The organism is Agrobacterium sp. SUL3, from assembly GCF_001263295.1.
Classification (GTDB): Bacteria; Pseudomonadota; Alphaproteobacteria; order Rhizobiales; family Rhizobiaceae; genus Agrobacterium; species Agrobacterium tomkonis.
In genome coordinates, this window is record NZ_KQ414514.1 from 1 (window position 1) to 16,543 (window position 16,543).

Genomic DNA, 16,543 nt, shown 5'->3' on the forward strand with positions numbered 1-16,543 from the left:
AGTAATAAATTCTTTTATTTGAAAATAAAAAATGAAATTATTATATTTTAAACTATTGATTTGTTGTAATTTTACTACTTAATACGTCTGTGTACTTTTATTGTATTTGTAATCCGCCGATTTAAATTGCGAGTCCCCCGCACTTTCTGTCATTTGCTGAATCAGCGCAGGGAAGCGGGCGGCAGGGAAAAGACCAGCCCTCAAATTTGCGCATTCGTTGAAAAATTTTTGACTGGAGATTAAAAATGAACATCAAGAGCCTTCTTATCGGCTCCGCTGCCGCTCTCGCAGCAGTATCCGGCGCACAGGCCGCTGACGCTATCGTCGCTGCCGAGCCGGAAGCCATGGAATACGTTCGCGTTTGCGACGCTTTCGGCACCGGCTTCTTCTACATCCCCGGCACCGAAACCTGCCTGAAGTTTCAGGGTTATGTCCGGTTCCAGACCGACTTCGGTCGTGACAAGACCGGCACCTCTGACTGGGATTCGTTCACCCGCGCCCAGTTCGAAATTGACACCCGCACCGACACCGAACTCGGTGCCCTGCGTGGCTTCATTGGCCTCCGTGGCAATGCTGACACGGGTTCTGCAGCTGCGTCCACCACGTCTGGCTCGGGCGACAAGGGTTCTGCAGTTTTCGTTGACCAGGCTTTCATCGAACTCGGCGGCCTGAAGGTCGGTAAGTTCTACAGCTGGTGGGACGATAGCCTTTCTGGCGAAACGGACGAACTGGCTTCCAACGCTCTGTTCAACTCCATTCGTTACACCTACGACGCTGGTTCCTTCTGGGCAGGCGCTTCGGTTGACGAACTCGAAGGCGTCACAGTTGGCTCGTACAACGAGCGTGACAACAATGTTGGCGTCGCGCTCGGCGTTGGCGCAAAGTTCGACAGCGTAACTCTGCAGCTCATCGGCGGCTACGATACCGACCGTGAAAACGGCTCTGTACGCCTGATCGCAACGGCTGGTGTTGGTCCGGGCACGCTTGGCCTGTCTGGTGTTTGGGCTTCCGGCGCAAACGCTTACTACAACGTCTCCGAGTGGGCAGTTGCTGCTGAATACGCCATCAAGGCAACCGACAAGCTGAAGATCACCCCCGGCTTCCAGTACTACGGCAGCTATGGTCTCGTTTCCTGGGACGAATTCTCCAACAACGACGCCTGGAAGGCTGGTCTGACGGTTGACTACAAGATCACCGATGGCCTGACCACGAAGCTCACTGCAAACTACCTCGACATCGATAACCGTCCTGAGCAGTGGACCGGTTTCGTTCGCCTGCAGCGTTCGTTCTAATAGCCTGCATAAGCAAAAAGCATAATCTGGTTAGATAACTCAGATCCACCCCGTTCTCGGACGGGTGAGTGCTAGCTCCAGTCAAAGTTCCTGACATGACGTCAGGTTTGCTCCCCGGACCCTCCAGGCCGGGGAGTTTTTGCGTTGACGAAATATCGCACGCGGTTTTGTCAACAATGCTATCGCAGGCAGCTGCGAGCGTGTGATGCATCGCAGGTCTTCCAGATGGCGTTATCCTGTTATCGGCTGAGCGCCGGCTCCGGTGGCTGGGGAGGGTGGACAGGTTCTTCGAAGGTCCGCAGCAGACGGCCCCAACCCGGGTCGTGCATATGCGCTTCAAGACCGGCGCGGGCGGCGAGGGCCAGCGCTTCTTCCTGGCCGAAGTTAAGCGCGGCATCCACGTCGGTTGTCAGAACCCGGCCGTTTTCCATCAACATCCGGCCATCCACGAAAACGGTATCGACATCGCTGCCCAGCACCTGATGCACCAGCCGGTGCACCGGCATCCACATCGGCATCAGATGCGGTTTGCGCATGTCGATGACGACGACATCGGCCTTTTTGCCGATTTCCAGCGAGCCGATCTCGTTTTCCATGCCGATGGCATGCGCGGCGTCGATGGTGATCATTTCGAATATCTTGCCGGGCGGCAGCAGGTAACGATCATGGTTGTGCAGCAGGTGCTGGGTGAATTGCGCCAGACGCGCCGTCTGCAACATGTCGAAATGGCGGCTGGGGGCCGCGCCGTCGGTGGTGATGGCAACGCGAATGCCTTTCGACATCATTTCCATGATTGGCGTCGCCCGACCGGGCGGGGCGTGGGTAACGCGAGTTCCCGTTTCGGCCAGAATGTCGATCTCGTCATGCGAGATGCCCCAGCAATGCTGAAGATGGATATCTGGGCCAAGCAGCGCATTTTCCTTGTCCTGAAACGCCATGCGAATCTGGCCTGCAAAAGCGTCCGAATGTAGCCTGACGCCGGTCTTTCGTGCCGTTTCGCGGATCCGGCGCGCCTGCATCCGGTCATTTTCCGTCAGTTTCACCGACTGATCGGGTGTCGAGGCATTGGAGGGCTCCACTGACGGAACGATGGTGAAAGGTGTGAGGAAAACGCTGATGCGGCCATCCGCCGTGCCGTTCAGGGCCTCGATGGTTGCCTCGCTGCCTTCGATCATCTCTTCGAAGCTGATATGACGGCGCTCCGGCGAACCGCTTTCCCATCGGGTGACGGGGTGCGGCCATGGCAGGCCGGAAGGGCCGACACAGATGATTTCGCGAAGGCCGATCTCCTCATAGGCGCGTGCATGGTTGATAGCGAAGAGGGGATCGTCGGCGCGCGGCATCGAGGTGATGATGCTGGCGCCGGTCGTCACGCCGGCGCGTAACCGCTCGATGCCGGAGACCAGGCCGTCGGCGTACCAGTAATCGCGGGTGACGTAGTGATAATAGGTCGGTGTCACGACCTTCATCCACATGGCATTGGTATCGGCGGCAATGCTGCGGATGAGCGCATGCCCGGCATGGCCATGCGCATCGATCAGGCCGGGAATGATGAGTTTGCCCCGGCAGTCTATGATCTGCTTGCCGGGGTGGCGTGAAGCGAGTTCCCCGGCCGGGCCGATGTCAACGATACGATCATCCTGAATGGCAAGGCCGCCATCCTCGATAATCCGTCTTTCGCGATCCACGGTGACGATCGTGCCATGCAGCAGCAGATAATTTCCCATTCGCCTTCTCCCATATGTTTGCAGTCGGTATCCAGAATTTCACAATTTTGAATACGATAATTGTCAACAATATTATTGACAATAAGCCCGTGCAAAACAATACTCCCCTTGCTCAGCCGCCAGCCGGCTTTCCAACGACCTATAAAAAGGGGGGATCAAATGTCCCGAATTAGAAGTTTTGTCCTGGCCGCCATGGCCGCCGCCGCCATTGCCGCTCCCGCAAGCGCAGAGACCCTACGCTGGGGTAGCCGCGCCGATCTTTATTCGCTCGATCCGTATTCGGTGCCTTCCACCTCCAACCTTGCGTTCCTCAATCACATCTATGAAGGGCTCGTCCGTTACGGGCCGGACTTCAAGATCGAGCCGGCGCTGGCGACGGAGTGGAAGCTCGTTGATGGAAAGACCTGGCGTTTCACCCTGCGCAAGGGTGTGAAGTTCCATGACGGCTCGGATTTCACCGCTGACGATGTTGTTGCGTCCTTCACGCGCGCTTCCGATGCCACCTCGCCATTGCGCGGCAATATTCCGGTCTTTGCCGGCGTGAAGAAGGTCGATGACTACACTGTCGATCTCGACGTCACCGCGCCGACCTCGCTTTTCCTGAACGACATTACCAATATCTTCATCTTCAATGCCAAGTGGTTGAAGGATAACAATAGCGAGAAGCCGACCGATTTTGCCTCCAAGGTCGACGGTTATACGACGATGCACACCAATGGCACCGGGCCGTTCAGGCTCGAAAGCCGTGTGCCCGATAGCAAGACGGTTCTCGTCGCCAATGATGGCTGGTGGGATCAGAAGAAGCACAATCTCGACCGTATTGAATTTGTACCGATCGCCTCTGCCGCGACCCGTGTTGCAGCGCTGCTTTCCGGCGAAATCGACCTGATCGATTCCGCGCCGATCCAGGATTTGCCGCGGCTCGAAACCTCGGCCAATATCACGGTGAAGAAGCGCACCGAACTGCGCACGCTGTTCATCGGTTTCAACCGTCGCGAGAAGCTGGAAGACGGCAAGCCCAACCCGTTTAATGACCTGCGTGTGCGTCAGGCATTCGAGGCCTCGCTTGATCGCGATCTCATCAACAAGAAGGTCATGCGCGGCCTTGCAAGACCTTCCGGCTCGCTCATCGCGCCTGAAATCGCCGGTTATGCCAAGTCGCTCGATACCTATGAACCCGCCGATCCGGCAAAAGCACAAAAGCTGCTTGCCGATGCAGGCATGAAGAACCTTGCTTTCACCTATACCTGCATGAACGACGAAAGCATCAATGAGGAAGATATCTGCTCCGGTGTCGCCAACATGCTGAAGCGCGGCGGTTTCCAGCCGACGATCGACATTGCCCCGCGCTCCGTGCAGTCGCCCAAGCGCAATGGCGGCAAGGCGGATGTCTTCAACCTCAGCTGGGCGAACGAGCCGACGCTCGATGCCTTCTCGTTCCTGTCGCAGATACTGTCGACCCGCAAGGGTGCGATGGGTGTCTCCAATTATGGCGGCTGGTCGAACCCCGAAATCGACAAGCTGGTCGATCAGGCGGCGCAGGAGCAGGACAACACCAAACGTCTGGCGCTTGAAGAAGCTGCATTGAAGATCGCCAAGGATGAAACCATGCTTGTTCCGCTGCATCAGCAGCCCATTGCTTGGGCCATGCTCGGAAAGGTCAAGAGCGTCGATTTCCGTGCCGATAACAAGCCGCGTCACTGGCTGACACAGCTCGACAAATAATGCAGGATGCAGGAAGGGCGTCGGCCAGTCGCCGAACGCCTTTCCAGCTTTTCCGGCGCAGTCGCCTCAGCCGTTCAAACCGTGATCCCCAGGGACAGGGAAGGCCGAAATGCGATCCTCCGCCGGTGCAATTGTCGACAATGTGACAGGCTCATGCGCGAGGCATCGCATCGTTGCGAAAGCTCTGCCCTGTCTCTGCAAGAGAATGGTCGAACCTGACAGGCCTTGTGGCGCGGGTTCTGATCCGAGAGGTAACCATGCTGGTTTTCATCATCAAGCGTTTGGGAAATGCCGTGCTCGTCATGCTTTCCGTCGCGCTTATCGCATTTCTCATTTTCCGGCTCGCGGGTGATCCCGTTGAACTGATGGTCGGCGAACAGACCTCGCAGGAGGATCGGGCGGCCCTGCGTGAGCGCCTCGGCCTCAATGACAGTCTGCCGACGCAATATCTGCGGTTTGTCAAAGATGCGGCAGAAGGCAATTTCGGCGTTTCCTATCGCAACGGCCAGCAGGTGCTGCCGCTGATAGCGGAGAGGTTTCCGGCAACGCTGGAGCTTGTTCTTGTCGCCACCGTCCTGTCGCTGGTCGTCGGCCTGCCGCTCGGGGTGCTGACGGCGATCAGGCGTGGCAAATGGTATACGGAGGGTCTGCAATTCCTGTCGATCGTCGGCGTTTCCCTGCCAAGTTTCGTCGTCGGCATCCTGCTCATTCTCGTCTTTTCGGTGTCGCTCGGCTGGGCGCCGGCCTTCGGTCGCGGAGATGTGGTGCAGATCGGCTGGTGGTCTACCGGGTTGCTGACCTCCTCCGGTCGTGCGGCCATCATTTTGCCGGCCATTGCGCTTTCGCTTTATCAGATCACGCTCGTCATGCGTCTGGTTCGCGCCGAGATGCTGGAGGTGCTGCGATCCGATTTCGTGAAATTCGCGCGTGCCCGCGGCATTCCCCGCTGGCGCATCTATTTCCGCCATGCGCTTCGCAACTGTCTCATGCCTGTCGTGACGCTGACGACGATGAATGTCGGCTCGCTCATCGCCTTTGCACTGATTACGGAAACGGTGTTCCAGTGGCCGGGCATGGGCATGCTGTTCATACAGGCGGTGACGTTTCTCGATATTCCCGTCATGGCGGCCTATCTCTGCATCATTTCCTTCATCTTCGTTGTTCTCAACACGTTCGTCGACATTGCCTATGCGGTGATCGATCCGCGTCTGCGCACCGCGCGTTAACCGAAGGGAGCCGGTTTCATGACAGACCTTCCACAAATGGCAAAACCCGCCCGCCGGTCGCTTTTCAGCCGCCTGCGCGACAGCGATCTCTACTGGTCCTTCAGTCGCAGCAAATCGGCGAAGATCAGTGCGCTGGTCCTCGCAATCCTGATCCTTGCTGCCATATTCGCGCCGTTGATCGCGCCCCAGAACCCCTATGACGGCGCTTCGCTGGACATGTGGAAGGCCGAGCTGCCGCCGGTTTGGCAGGAGGGCGGCGAATGGCCCTATCTGCTCGGCACCGATACGCAGGGGCGGGACATGCTCTCCGCCATTCTTTACGGCACGCGCATATCGATCGTCATCGGTGTCGCTTCCGTTGCGCTGTCGCTTGTCATCGGCATGACCGCGGGATTGATTGCCGGTTACTTCGGTGGCTTTGCCGACAATCTCCTGATGCGGATCGGCGACATCACGCTCTCCATCCCGACAATTCTGGTTGCCATCCTCGTCTCGACGGTCGTGCGGCAGATGTTGCCGGACAGTCTGCGTGAGGTGGGCGCATCCGCCGTGCTCATTTTCGCCATCGCCCTTTCCGCCTGGGTGCAATATGCGCGCACCGTGCGCGCCCAGGCCATCGTCGAAACCGGCAAGGATTATGTACAGGCGGCCAAGCTCATCGGCGTTCCCGCCCGCCGTATCATGGCAAACCATATCCTGCCCAACACGCTCACACCGATCATGGTTGCCGCCACGCTCAATTTCGGCATGGCGATCCTGACTGAAGCGACGCTGTCCTTCCTTGGCATCGGCATGCCGCCCAGCCAGCCTTCACTCGGAACGCTGATCCGCATCGGCAATCAGTTCCTGTTCTCGGGTTCGTGGTGGATCGTATTGTTTCCCGTTTTCCAGCTCTGTCTGCTCGTCGTCACCGTCAACCTTCTGGGTGACTGGCTGCGCGATGCGCTCAATCCGAAACTGAGGTGAGTTCCATGCATGATCTTCTGCTCCGCAACATCAGGCCCATGGCGGGCGATACCTGCGACGTTCTGATCAGGCAGGGAAAGATAGCCGGTTTCGGAAAATTCGAGGCCGATCCGGGCATGCCGGTAGAGGAGGGGAATGGCGCGATTGCCGTTCCCGGCCTTATCGATGCCCATACCCATCTCGACAAGACGACATGGGGCATGCCCTGGCATGTTAATAATCGCGCGGCGATCCTGCGCCAGCGGATCGACTTTGAACGCGACAACCGGACACAGATCGGCATCGATCCGCACCGCCAGTCCATGCGCCACGCCATCGGCCTTGCGGCGAATGGCGGCACGCATATTCGCAGCCACGTGGATATCGACCCGACCCATGGCCTGACGCTCGTCGAAGGTATCTGGGAGACCCGCGAGAAGCTGAAGGGCATCATCGACATCGAAGTCGTCGCCTTTCCGCAATCCGGCGTCATGGTCATGCCAGGCACCGTGGAGCTTCTGGACGAAGCCTTGAAACAGGGCTGCGAAGTGCTTGGCGGTATCGATCCCTGCGGCATTGACCGCGATCCGAAAGGCCAGCTGGATATTCTCTTTGCGCTTGCGGTCAAGCACGGCGTGCCGATCGACATCCATCTGCATGAGGCCGCCGATCTCGGTGCCTTCACCATGGAGCTGATATTCGAGCGTATCCGGGCCAATGGCATGCAAGGCAAGGTCGCGATCAGCCATGCCTTTGCGCTTGGAATGAATGATTACCTGCGGGTCGGCAAGCTGATCGAAGAGATTGCAAAGCTCGACGTGGCGATCCTGACGACAGGTGCGCCTTCGGCAAACGTGCCGTCGATCATGCGCCTGAAGGAGGCGGGTGTGCGCGTCGGCGGCGGTTGCGATGGCATTCGTGATACCTGGGGGCCATGGGGCCAGCCGGATATGCTCGACCGGGCAAAGATCATCGGCATGAAGAATGGCCTGCGGTCGGATATAGAACTTGCCCATGTGCTGCATGTGGTCTCGCAGGGCGGCGCCGATGTCATGGGGCTTGGCGATTATGGCCTCAAGGAAGGCTGCGCCGCAGACTTCACGTTGCTTACGGGCGAAACGCTCGCCCATGCCGTGGTCGATATCGCGCCCCGGCCGCTCGTCGTCAAAGGCGGCCGCGTCACCGCCAGAAACGGCAAAGCCATCGTGGAGGCGCCGTGATGAGCGCTGCCTTGCAATCTCTCGCACTTGGCGAACGTCCGTCCGGTCACACGCTGCTTACCGCAAGCTGGGTTGTCGGACACAAGGATGGATCGCACCGGCTCTTGAAAAACGGCGAGGTGGTCTTCGAGAACGGTGAGATTCTGTTCGTCGGGCACGGCTTTGAAGGCGAGGTCGCCCGTCGCGTCGATTTCGGCAACGCCCTCATCAGCCCCGGCCTGATCGATCTCGACGCGCTTTCTGATCTCGATACGACGATCCTGGGGATCGATCACTATCCCGGCTGGGCCAAGGGCCGGGTCTGGCCGCGATCCTATGTCGAGGCGGGCCCCTACGAGATGTATTCCGGGGAGGAGCTGGCCTTCCAGAAGCGTTTCGCTTTCGGTCAGCTGCTTCTGAGCGGCATTACCACGGCAGCGCCCATCGCTTCCCTGTTTTACCGGCAATGGGGCGAAACCGCCGCCGAATTCGAGGCTGCGGCCGATGCTGCCGGCGAACTCGGCCTGCGCGTCTATCTCAGCCCGGCATACCGCTCCGGCGGCATGGTGCTGGAAGAGCCGGGACGCATGGTGCCTGTCTTTGACGAAGAGCGCGGCTTTCAGGGGCTGAAGGATGCGGTGTCCTTCATCGAAAGACAGAGCGGACGCCATGGAGATCTCGTGCGCGGCATGCTCGCACCGGATCGGGTCGAGACATCGACACTCGCCCTGTTGCAAAGAACCGATGCGGCGGCTCGCGATCTTGGCTGCAAGTTTCGTCTGCATATGGCGCAGGGCACGATGGAGGTGGATACCGTCCGCAGCCTTCATGGCTCCACGGCGCCCGTGTGGCTGGCCAAGGCGGGCTTGCTCAGTGAGCGCCTTGTCGCGCCGCACGCCACCAATGCGACCGACGAGGATCTGGCGCTTTACGCTGAAAATGGCGTTTCCATCGTCCACTGTCCGCTGGTGTCGGCCAGAGGCGGCAGCAAGCTGTCGTCGTTTTCGTCGTGCCGGCAGCGTGGCATCAACATCGCGATGGGCACGGACACGGCACCGGCCGACATGCTGATGAACCTTCTGGTCGGGCTCATCACCTGCCGCATCAGCGACGGCGTTCCCGACAGGGTTCGCTCGGCCGATCTGTTCGACGCCGCCACGATCGGTGGCGCAAGGGCGCTGGGCCGATCCGATCTCGGACATCTCTCAAAGGGTGCCCGCGCCGATATCGCGGTCTTCGATCTCGATGATACGGTCATGGCTCCGAGCGTCGATCCCATCACGACCATCATTACCGGCGGCTCTGGCAAGATCACGCGTGCGGTCTTCGTTGATGGCCGGCTGTCGATGCGCTCAAGGCAGGTCGCGAATATCGACATGGAGCGCGCCCGCGTTCAGGCGCAGGCGCAGTTCGACGGGCTGATCGCGAAATATCCCGAACGAAGCTGGGCCAATCCGCCCGTTTCGGAAATCTTTCCCCCGAGCTACCCGGTGGAGGTGGACGCCAATGGATAACATGAACCAGTCGGTTATCGATGTTCGCAATCTGAAAGTCGAGTTTCCGGGGCGAAGAGGCACGGTGACGGCCCTTTCGGATGTCAGCCTGTCGATCCGCCCCGGCGAAATCCTCGGTGTGGTGGGAGAATCCGGTGCCGGAAAATCCATGACCGGGCTTGCGATACAGGGCTTGCTGGAAAAGCCCGGCCGCATCGCCGAAGGTGAGATATGGCTGGGATCGCGGCGTATTGACAAGTTGGACGACAGGGCGATGGAGAGCATTCGCGGCCGCGAGATCGGTGCGATCTTTCAGGATCCGCTCACCTCGCTCAATCCCCTCTTTACGGTTGGCGCGCAGCTGCTCGAAACGATCCGCCAGCATCTGCCGCTCTCCAAGAAAGAAGCGCGGGGGCGGGCGGTTCAACTCTTGAAAGATGTCGGCATTCCGTCTCCGGAAGATCGTGTCGATCATTATCCGCATCAGTTCTCCGGCGGCATGCGCCAGCGTGTCGTCATCGCATTGGCGCTGGCGGCTTCGCCGAAGCTCATCATTGCCGATGAGCCGACCACGGCGCTTGACGTATCCATTCAGGCGCAGATCATCTCGCTGCTGCGCAGGCTGTGCAAGGAGAAGCAGACGGCCGTCATGCTGGTCACGCATGATATGGGCGTCATCGCCGAAGCCGCCGATCGCGTTGCCGTGCTTTATGCCGGCAGGCTGATCGAGGTCGGGCCGGTCGAGCAGGTTCTGCATGCGCCGAAACATCCCTATACGCAGGGCCTGATGGCCTCCATCCCCTCGCTCGGCGCGCGCGTGGAGCGGCTCAACCAGATCGACGGGGCGATGCCGCGTCTCGATGCGATCCCCCCGGGCTGCGCCTTCAATCCGCGCTGTGGTTTTGCCGGCCCCCGCTGTCTTCGCGAGCGCCCGGAACTGGAAACGCAGGGCGACAGCGCAAGCGCCTGCTGGATGAATGCAGGAGGAACAGCATGAAAACCCCGGTGACAAAAACACCAGCACTGACGGTGAAGGGTCTGACCAAGACCTTCGATGTTTCCGCCCCGTGGCTCAACCGCGTCATCGAGCGCAAGCCCCGTCAATTCGTGCAGGCCGTCAACGACATCGACTTCACGGTGCCAGCCGGTGGCTGTCTCAGCATTGTCGGCGAAAGCGGCTGCGGCAAGTCCACGGTCGCGCGGCTGGTGACAGGGCTGTTCCGTCCAAGCGCCGGCGACTTCCGCTTTGCCAAAGGGCGAAAGGATGCACCGCTATCGGCGCAGATGATCTTTCAGGATCCCTATGCTTCGCTCAATCCGCGCTGGCGGGTGAAGAACATCATCGCAGAGCCGATCCGGGAGCTGAAACTGCGCGCCACCCGTGCAGAGACGATGGAGCGGGTGGAGGAACTGCTGCGAACCGTCGGCCTTTCCGCTTCCGATAGCGAGAAATTCCCGCATGAATTTTCCGGCGGTCAGCGCCAGCGCATTTCGATTGCCCGCGCCCTGGCAAGCGAACCGGAGTTTCTCGTCTGCGACGAGCCGACATCTGCACTTGATGTATCGGTGCAGGCACAGGTACTGAACCTGATGCGGCGGCTTCAAGATGAGCTGGGACTGACTTATCTCTTCATCAGCCATGATATGAGTGTGGTTCGCCACATGTCGGACCGTATCGCGGTGATGTATCTCGGTCGCATCGTGGAGGAGGGCGATACGGAGGAGCTATTCGCCCGCCCGCGTCACCCCTATACGCAGCTTTTGTTGCAGACCATTCCCAATATCGAGGCGCCGCGCCGCGACCGGGAACTGGTGGCAGGCGAAGTCCCAAGCCCGCTGAGGCCACCCTCGGGGTGCACGTTCCATCCGCGCTGCCCGCTTGCAACGGCGCGCTGTTCGGCGGAAGTGCCGCAGGTGCGCACGCTTGCCGTCGGCACACGCGTTGCATGCCATCTGGTGGAGGATGAAGAGGTGCTGACGCAGGAGCGGGAGCGCGCCTGACCCGCAGGGTCAGGCGAGTGCAGCCCGCAGATCATGGGAAAGGTCGCGGATTTCGCTGAGATCGAGCTCCGCTTCCACATGTTCCAGGTGATGGGTCATCAGATGCGTGGCTCTCGCCGGGTCGTTATTGGCGATCGCGTCGACAATTTCCGCATGTTCGTCGGGCCCGCAGTTGAAGCGGTCCGTGTTGCGGTAAACAGCGGTGATGAGGGAGGAACGCGAAATGAGGTCTCGCATGGTGGTGAACAGGAAATCGGAACCGACCGTTTCCGCAAGCAGCAGGTGGAAGCCGCCGGAAAGCTTGATGATGTCGGTTGTGATATTGTGAGCATTGGCCACGCGCTCCTTCTCGACATGGTCGCGAAGCCGTTTCAGATCGGCCTTGGTGGCGGATTTGCACAGCCGCTCAACGACACATTGTTCCACGGTGCGGCGCACGAAGAACACGTCCCTTGCCTCTTCGACCGAGGGTTTGGAAACGAAGGCGCCGCGATTGGGAACGATGGTGACGAGCCCGTCACGCTCCAGCACGGAAAGCGCCTGGCGGATGCGCGCGCGGCTGACGCCGAAAATGGTGGCGAGCTGCTCTTCCTTCAGCTGCACGCCCGGGCGCAGCCGCCGTTCAGCGATCGACAGCCAGACTTTCTCGACAATTTGCTGCGTGGACTGGCCGTTTTGTTCGGTCATCGGGTTCACTCTCCATTATGGGTAGAGAAGCGTGATGCGGTGGAAAAAGTCAACCGTTTCAACAGAGTTTTGGTTGCAAGATTGTCAACAATCTGAAATAATATTGTGTACCATAAACAGGGTAGTTGTCATGGAATTCGACTTCACCGCGCTCGAACCACAAAGCCGTTATCGTCTGCTGACGAATTTTATCGGTCCACGGCCGATAGCGCTTGTCACGACGCGTTCGGCCGCCGGCCACAACAACGCGGCGCCGATGAGCTTTTTCAACGTTTTCTCCCATGATCCGCCGATCGTCGTCCTCGGTATTCAGCCGCGTGTGACGGGGGAGGAGAAGGATACGATGGTCAATATTCGCCGAACCGGCGAATTCGTCATCAACATGGTCGATATGGCTCTGTCGGAACAGATGCTCGTTTGCGGCCTCGGTTTCGACAGCGAGGTGGACGAGCTTTCCATGGCGCGGCTGACCGCGACCCCTTGCAGCAAGATCGATGCAAGCTTTGCGGCGGAATCGCCCTGTGCTTTCGAGTGCCGGGTGGAGCGTCTGATCGATTATCCGCGCCGCACACTGGTTCTGGGCGAAGTCGTGCACATGCATGTGCACAAGGATTGCCTCGATGAAGAGGGGCGTTATGTCGATCCGGACCGCTATCAGCCGATCGCGCGCCTTCACGCCGACAATTACATTACTTCGGACCGCCAGTTCGTCCTCAAGGCGCCGGCGATTACCGACTTCATCAAGCCAGACGGCGCGTGAAGGTCTTGAAAGGCTTACCCCGATGCATATTCGCTTGATCAACCCCAACTCTACGGCCTCGATGACGGCGCAGGCGCTCGACAGCGCCTTGCGCGTCAAACACGTGGATACGAAAATTTCCGCTGCAAATCCTCTCGATACGCCCGTCAGTATCGAAGGCGGGGCGGATGAGGCGCTGGCTGTTCCGGGCCTGCTGCAGGAGATCCGCAAGGGTGAACAGCTCGGCGTTAACGCCTATGTCATCGCCTGCTTTGACGATCCGGGGCTGCATGCTGCCCGCGAAGTGGCGCGCGGGCCGGTCATCGGCATCTGCCAGGCCGCCGTGCAGGTGGCCATGACGATCAGCCGCCGATTTTCCATCATCACCACCCTGCCGCGTTCGATCCCCATCATCGAGGACCTTGTCGGCAACTATGGGGCGGAGCGGCATTGCCGCAAGGTTCGTGCCATCAATCTGCCGGTGCTTGGTCTCGAGGAAGACCCTCTCGCCGCTGAAATGATGCTGATCCGCGAGATCGAAGCGGCCAAGAAGGAGGACGCGGCGGAAGCGATCATCCTTGGATGCGCCGGCATGTCGGCTCTGTGCGACAGGCTGCGCGACGCAACCGGCGTGCCTGTTATCGATGGGGTTACGGCAGCGGTGAAACTCGCCGAGGCGCTGGTGGGAGCGGGTTACAGCACTTCGAAGGTCAATGCCTATGATTATCCACGCATCAAGGAAGCCATGCTGGTTGCCTGAGCCGGGAGACGGCATCTGGTTTCGGGCAAATTGGATGCCCGAAACCGCGCTGTTTGCGACCTGAATTAGCGGGCGTGCTTCAATTGCAGACGTGATACGCCCGCTGCAATGTTTACACCCGTGCCAACCTCGGCGCTGATCGGCTGAAGTGCGAAATTCTTGGCATTGCCGCCGATCAGGGCGTTTGCGCCAATACCAATGCCGACAGAGGCTGCAGCGGAAGCGCCGACATACTCACCCCCAAGCGCACCGTCGCCGATGCGGCTTGCGGCGGTATTGAACACGATCCAGCTCATATAGGTCTTGCCCGTCACGCCGATATCGAGGCCGAGCTTGCCGATTGTGCCTGTGTAGCGCTCGGTTTTGCCGGAGCGCTGGCGAAACTGGCAATCGACGTTTTTGCTGGAACCGATCACAAGTCCGACCCCGCCGGCGATTTCGCAGGACAAGGTGCCGACACGTTCCTTCTGGACGGCTTCAGGCGCGCGTTTCGAGTTGTGTCTGGTTTCGGCCGAGGCGAGCGGGGCAAGTGCCAGGGTTGCGATGGCGGTTGCGAGAACGAACTTCTTCATTGTTTATCACTCCTGTTGTTGTTGGCGAGGTGGAGATGCGGGGAGGCCGCGTCCAGCCTGGTCGACGACCGCTGGCGGATCGCCAGATCGGCGATGATGGGTCGTGACGCGAAACACTCGGCAATGATGACCGCACGTTCGAAGGCAGAGAGGGTTTCAACTTCGCCCGTGAGGACGATGCACCCATCAGAGGAACTGACGGAGATGCAGCTGTTTTCCTGCCCGTCCGCATAGGCAATCAGTGCCTGCAACGCGGCGCAAAGGCTGATCTCCTGTGGATTGCAGCCCGGTGCCGTGTTTGCGGCCCATGAAAGCATCATCGTGAAACCTCCGGCCTTGAACATCGATGGATCACTTTAATGCTTTGGTGATGGCGTCTTTCGCCCGGCCGAGCTTCTCCTGTGCGTGGCCGGCAACCTTTTCGGCCTTGCCTTCCGCCTCAAGTCGCCCATTGCCGGTGATTTTCCCGGTTGCTTCCTTGATGGTGCCCTTTGCCTGGCGGGCAATGCCTTCGATGCGGTTTTTGTCCATGATGTACTCCTTCCACCGTTGGATCATGTCGCTGCTGACAACGGCATGATGGGAAGGTAGTGCGGCGCATTGGCCGGAAGCAGAGCATTTTCTACTAGTTGAACTGGTATAAAGTGACCTATTTTCGCAAAAGCAGGCCGCTATTTTTCCCTGCGGCCGGAAAAGCCCCGTTCGCGTGCCCAGATAACCGCGGCGGTACGGCGGTTCACGCCGATCTTGCCATAAAGCGACGCGATATGATTCCGGATGGTGTGCTTGGAAAGATGAAGCCTGTCGCTCATTTCCCTGTCGCTGCACCCGTCGCAGATCAGCGACAGGATTTCCTCCTCGCGATCCGTCAGGTCCTTCAACGATGCGGATGGCGTCGTGCTGCGCGCGTTCTGGCGCAGTCCCGCCAGCCTTTCGACGACGGTTCTGCTGAACCATGATGTATCGGTCATCACGCTTTCGATTGCCTCGATCAGTTCATTTTCCGAGCGTCTGCGCTCGGTCACGTCCTGTATTGCCCAGATGACGCATTGCTGGTCGTTGATCTCGGCGCGTTCGGCGGAAACGATGCATTCGGCTGTGCCGCCATCGCTCAGCTTCATGCGCATGTTTTCGTTGCGGATGGGGATGTTGTCCTTCAGCCGTTTCTCGATATCCCTGCGTGCCGCCACATCTTCCCACAGCCGCAGTTCGCCGGCGGTTTTTCCCACTACCTCCGGCTCCTTGCGGCCACATAATTGCAGGAAGGCGTCGTTGACTTCAGTCAGCACGAAGTCCTCCAGCCGCGAAACGGCAGCGGGTGCGGGCGAAAGGCGGAAAGATTTGAAGAACCGTTCCTCGCTCTGGCGCAGCGCGTTCTGCGCTCTGCGGCGCCCGTCAAGATCGGCGAAGGTGAAGAGCATGCAGGGCTCTTCGGCAACCGCGATGGTTTCGCCGGCGACGATAACCAGCCTGTCGCCTCCCGGTATCGGGATAAGCGCCTCCCGCTGGCGGATGATCTTGCCTTCATGCAGCCGCTTCAGCGCGTCCTCGCCGGTGTCGCATTCGGAAAACAGTCCAAGCTCCTGGACGCTCACACCGATAATGTCCTCACGCGTGAAGCCGGTCATTTCAAGAAAGCCCTGATTGACGCGGATGAAACGCTCGTCTTCCAGCCGGCAGATCAGGCCCGGGGCGGGATTGGCGTTAAAGGCGCTTTCAAAGCGCGCTTCGGCCTCAAAACGGGGTGTTTCATCCCGGATGATGAGGACGAGGACGTCGGGCCTGGCGCCCGCGTCCTCAAGAACAAGACCACGCATCGTGTGGACCCAGCACTCCTCCTCATTGCCGCTCGGTGACACTTCCACCGTCACGTCGTCGAAATCATCGCCGGCCAGAAGACGCTCGAGCGGATATTGTCCCTCTTCGAGCAGATGGTTGTTGCGGTAACGAAGCGTGAAATTTCGCCGGTAGGCCGCGGCATCCTCTCCGAGATCCGCGAGCGCCTCGATCCGGTGCATACGAAGTGCCGCGCTGTTTGCCCAGGCAATCGTTCCGTCCTTTTCGAGCAGGATCAATCCGTCGCTCAGCCCGGCGATCAGATTCTGCAATACCAGCCGGTTGATCTTCGGAACCTCTGCGATCGCGTCCATGCTTCCCCCGCTATCCTGATCCTTGTC

The 16,543-nt window shown here is 59.4% G+C and carries 16 protein-coding genes; 10 read left to right on the plus strand and 6 right to left on the minus strand.

All coding sequences use genetic code 11. From position 1 onward, the window contains the following. Positions 1 to 245: 245 nt before the first annotated feature. The gene (locus AKG12_RS22880; RefSeq protein WP_052820548.1) at positions 246 to 1,292 is read left to right on the plus strand and encodes a porin; all 1,047 of its coding nucleotides are present in this window, start codon (positions 246 to 248) and stop codon (positions 1,290 to 1,292) included. Between the two features lie 239 nt (positions 1,293 to 1,531). Here AKG12_RS22880 and AKG12_RS22885 read toward each other — a convergent pair whose 3' ends face one another. Further along, positions 1,532 to 3,019, minus strand: a complete 1,488-nt coding sequence (locus AKG12_RS22885) for an amidohydrolase family protein (RefSeq protein ID WP_052820549.1) — start codon at positions 3,017 to 3,019, stop codon at positions 1,532 to 1,534. A 159-nt stretch (positions 3,020 to 3,178) separates the two neighbouring features. Here AKG12_RS22885 and AKG12_RS22890 point away from each other — a divergent pair, with 159 nt between their 5' ends. The 7 genes from AKG12_RS22890 to AKG12_RS22920 all read left to right on the plus strand — a co-directional run bounded on the left by AKG12_RS22890 (position 3,179) and on the right by AKG12_RS22920 (position 11,608). Then, positions 3,179 to 4,744: an ABC transporter substrate-binding protein gene (locus tag AKG12_RS22890; protein ID WP_052820550.1), complete on the plus strand. Its 1,566-nt coding sequence runs from the start codon at positions 3,179 to 3,181 to the stop codon at positions 4,742 to 4,744. A 257-nt stretch (positions 4,745 to 5,001) separates the two neighbouring features. Then, positions 5,002 to 5,970 carry an ABC transporter permease gene (locus AKG12_RS22895; protein WP_046801232.1) on the plus strand — a complete coding sequence of 323 codons (969 nt, stop codon included), beginning with the start codon at positions 5,002 to 5,004 and terminating at the stop codon, positions 5,968 to 5,970. Positions 5,971 to 5,988: 18 nt separating this feature from the next. Continuing rightward, positions 5,989 to 6,936 (plus strand): ABC transporter permease, encoded by a 948-nt coding sequence (locus AKG12_RS22900; RefSeq protein WP_052820551.1) that lies wholly within the window; start codon positions 5,989 to 5,991, stop codon positions 6,934 to 6,936. A gap of 5 nt (positions 6,937 to 6,941) precedes the next feature. After that, complete coding sequence (locus tag AKG12_RS22905; RefSeq protein ID WP_052820552.1) at positions 6,942 to 8,135, plus strand: amidohydrolase family protein; 1,194 nt, start codon at positions 6,942 to 6,944, stop codon at positions 8,133 to 8,135. Further along, on the plus strand, positions 8,135 to 9,628 hold the full coding sequence (locus AKG12_RS22910; protein ID WP_052820553.1) for an amidohydrolase family protein: 1,494 nt from the start codon (positions 8,135 to 8,137) through the stop codon (positions 9,626 to 9,628). Before AKG12_RS22905 ends, AKG12_RS22910 begins: the two co-directional genes overlap by 1 nt. Continuing rightward, entirely contained in the window at positions 9,621 to 10,604 is a 984-nt protein-coding gene (locus AKG12_RS22915; protein ID WP_046801236.1) for an ABC transporter ATP-binding protein, read from the plus strand. Before AKG12_RS22910 ends, AKG12_RS22915 begins: the two co-directional genes overlap by 8 nt. Further along, on the plus strand, positions 10,601 to 11,608 hold the full coding sequence (locus AKG12_RS22920) for an ABC transporter ATP-binding protein (protein ID WP_052820554.1): 1,008 nt from the start codon (positions 10,601 to 10,603) through the stop codon (positions 11,606 to 11,608). The genes AKG12_RS22915 and AKG12_RS22920 overlap by 4 nt, the downstream gene beginning before the upstream one ends. Before the next feature lie 9 nt (positions 11,609 to 11,617). Here AKG12_RS22920 and AKG12_RS22925 read toward each other — a convergent pair whose 3' ends face one another. Next, entirely contained in the window at positions 11,618 to 12,295 is a 678-nt protein-coding gene (locus AKG12_RS22925) for a GntR family transcriptional regulator (RefSeq protein ID WP_052820555.1), read from the minus strand. 130 nt (positions 12,296 to 12,425) lie between these two features. On the opposite strand from AKG12_RS22925, the gene AKG12_RS22930 reads away from it, so the two are divergent. Both AKG12_RS22930 and AKG12_RS22935 read left to right on the plus strand, forming a co-directional pair. Next, complete coding sequence (locus AKG12_RS22930) at positions 12,426 to 13,055, plus strand: flavin reductase family protein (RefSeq protein WP_046801239.1); 630 nt, start codon at positions 12,426 to 12,428, stop codon at positions 13,053 to 13,055. Between the two features lie 22 nt (positions 13,056 to 13,077). Further along, a complete protein-coding gene (locus AKG12_RS22935; protein ID WP_052820556.1) occupies positions 13,078 to 13,794 on the plus strand; it encodes an aspartate/glutamate racemase family protein in 717 nt (238 codons plus the stop codon). Between the two features lie 65 nt (positions 13,795 to 13,859). Here the strand turns inward: AKG12_RS22935 and AKG12_RS22940 are convergent, their stop codons facing one another. The 4 genes from AKG12_RS22940 to AKG12_RS22955 form a co-directional block, all read right to left on the minus strand. Continuing rightward, complete coding sequence (locus tag AKG12_RS22940) at positions 13,860 to 14,366, minus strand: DUF992 domain-containing protein (RefSeq protein ID WP_052820557.1); 507 nt, start codon at positions 14,364 to 14,366, stop codon at positions 13,860 to 13,862. Then, entirely contained in the window at positions 14,363 to 14,710 is a 348-nt protein-coding gene (locus tag AKG12_RS22945) for a BON domain-containing protein (RefSeq protein ID WP_080843082.1), read from the minus strand. Before AKG12_RS22945 ends, AKG12_RS22940 begins: the two co-directional genes overlap by 4 nt. Positions 14,711 to 14,717: 7 nt before the next feature. After that, positions 14,718 to 14,897: a CsbD family protein gene (locus AKG12_RS22950; RefSeq protein WP_046801242.1), complete on the minus strand. Its 180-nt coding sequence runs from the start codon at positions 14,895 to 14,897 to the stop codon at positions 14,718 to 14,720. 140 nt (positions 14,898 to 15,037) lie between these two features. Then, the gene (locus AKG12_RS22955) at positions 15,038 to 16,516 is read right to left on the minus strand and encodes a helix-turn-helix transcriptional regulator (protein WP_052820613.1); all 1,479 of its coding nucleotides are present in this window, start codon (positions 16,514 to 16,516) and stop codon (positions 15,038 to 15,040) included. Between the last annotated feature and the right edge of the window lie 27 nt (positions 16,517 to 16,543).

Coding starts and splice junctions, on each gene's coding strand:
- AKG12_RS22895 (WP_046801232.1), top strand. CDS start 5,002: ATGCTGGTTTTCATCATCAAGCGTTTGGGAAATGCCGTGCTCGTCATG.
- AKG12_RS22950 (WP_046801242.1), bottom strand. CDS start 14,897: ATGGACAAAAACCGCATCGAAGGCATTGCCCGCCAGGCAAAGGGCACC.
- AKG12_RS22920 (WP_052820554.1), top strand. CDS start 10,601: ATGAAAACCCCGGTGACAAAAACACCAGCACTGACGGTGAAGGGTCTG.
- AKG12_RS22880 (WP_052820548.1), top strand. CDS start 246: ATGAACATCAAGAGCCTTCTTATCGGCTCCGCTGCCGCTCTCGCAGCA.
- AKG12_RS22905 (WP_052820552.1), top strand. CDS start 6,942: ATGCATGATCTTCTGCTCCGCAACATCAGGCCCATGGCGGGCGATACC.
- AKG12_RS22885 (WP_052820549.1), bottom strand. CDS start 3,019: ATGGGAAATTATCTGCTGCTGCATGGCACGATCGTCACCGTGGATCGC.
- AKG12_RS22940 (WP_052820557.1), bottom strand. CDS start 14,366: ATGAAGAAGTTCGTTCTCGCAACCGCCATCGCAACCCTGGCACTTGCC.
- AKG12_RS22945 (WP_080843082.1), bottom strand. CDS start 14,710: ATGTTCAAGGCCGGAGGTTTCACGATGATGCTTTCATGGGCCGCAAAC.
- AKG12_RS22955 (WP_052820613.1), bottom strand. CDS start 16,516: ATGGACGCGATCGCAGAGGTTCCGAAGATCAACCGGCTGGTATTGCAG.
- AKG12_RS22900 (WP_052820551.1), top strand. CDS start 5,989: ATGACAGACCTTCCACAAATGGCAAAACCCGCCCGCCGGTCGCTTTTC.
- AKG12_RS22935 (WP_052820556.1), top strand. CDS start 13,078: ATGCATATTCGCTTGATCAACCCCAACTCTACGGCCTCGATGACGGCG.
- AKG12_RS22925 (WP_052820555.1), bottom strand. CDS start 12,295: ATGACCGAACAAAACGGCCAGTCCACGCAGCAAATTGTCGAGAAAGTC.
- AKG12_RS22890 (WP_052820550.1), top strand. CDS start 3,179: ATGTCCCGAATTAGAAGTTTTGTCCTGGCCGCCATGGCCGCCGCCGCC.
- AKG12_RS22915 (WP_046801236.1), top strand. CDS start 9,621: ATGGATAACATGAACCAGTCGGTTATCGATGTTCGCAATCTGAAAGTC.
- AKG12_RS22930 (WP_046801239.1), top strand. CDS start 12,426: ATGGAATTCGACTTCACCGCGCTCGAACCACAAAGCCGTTATCGTCTG.
- AKG12_RS22910 (WP_052820553.1), top strand. CDS start 8,135: ATGAGCGCTGCCTTGCAATCTCTCGCACTTGGCGAACGTCCGTCCGGT.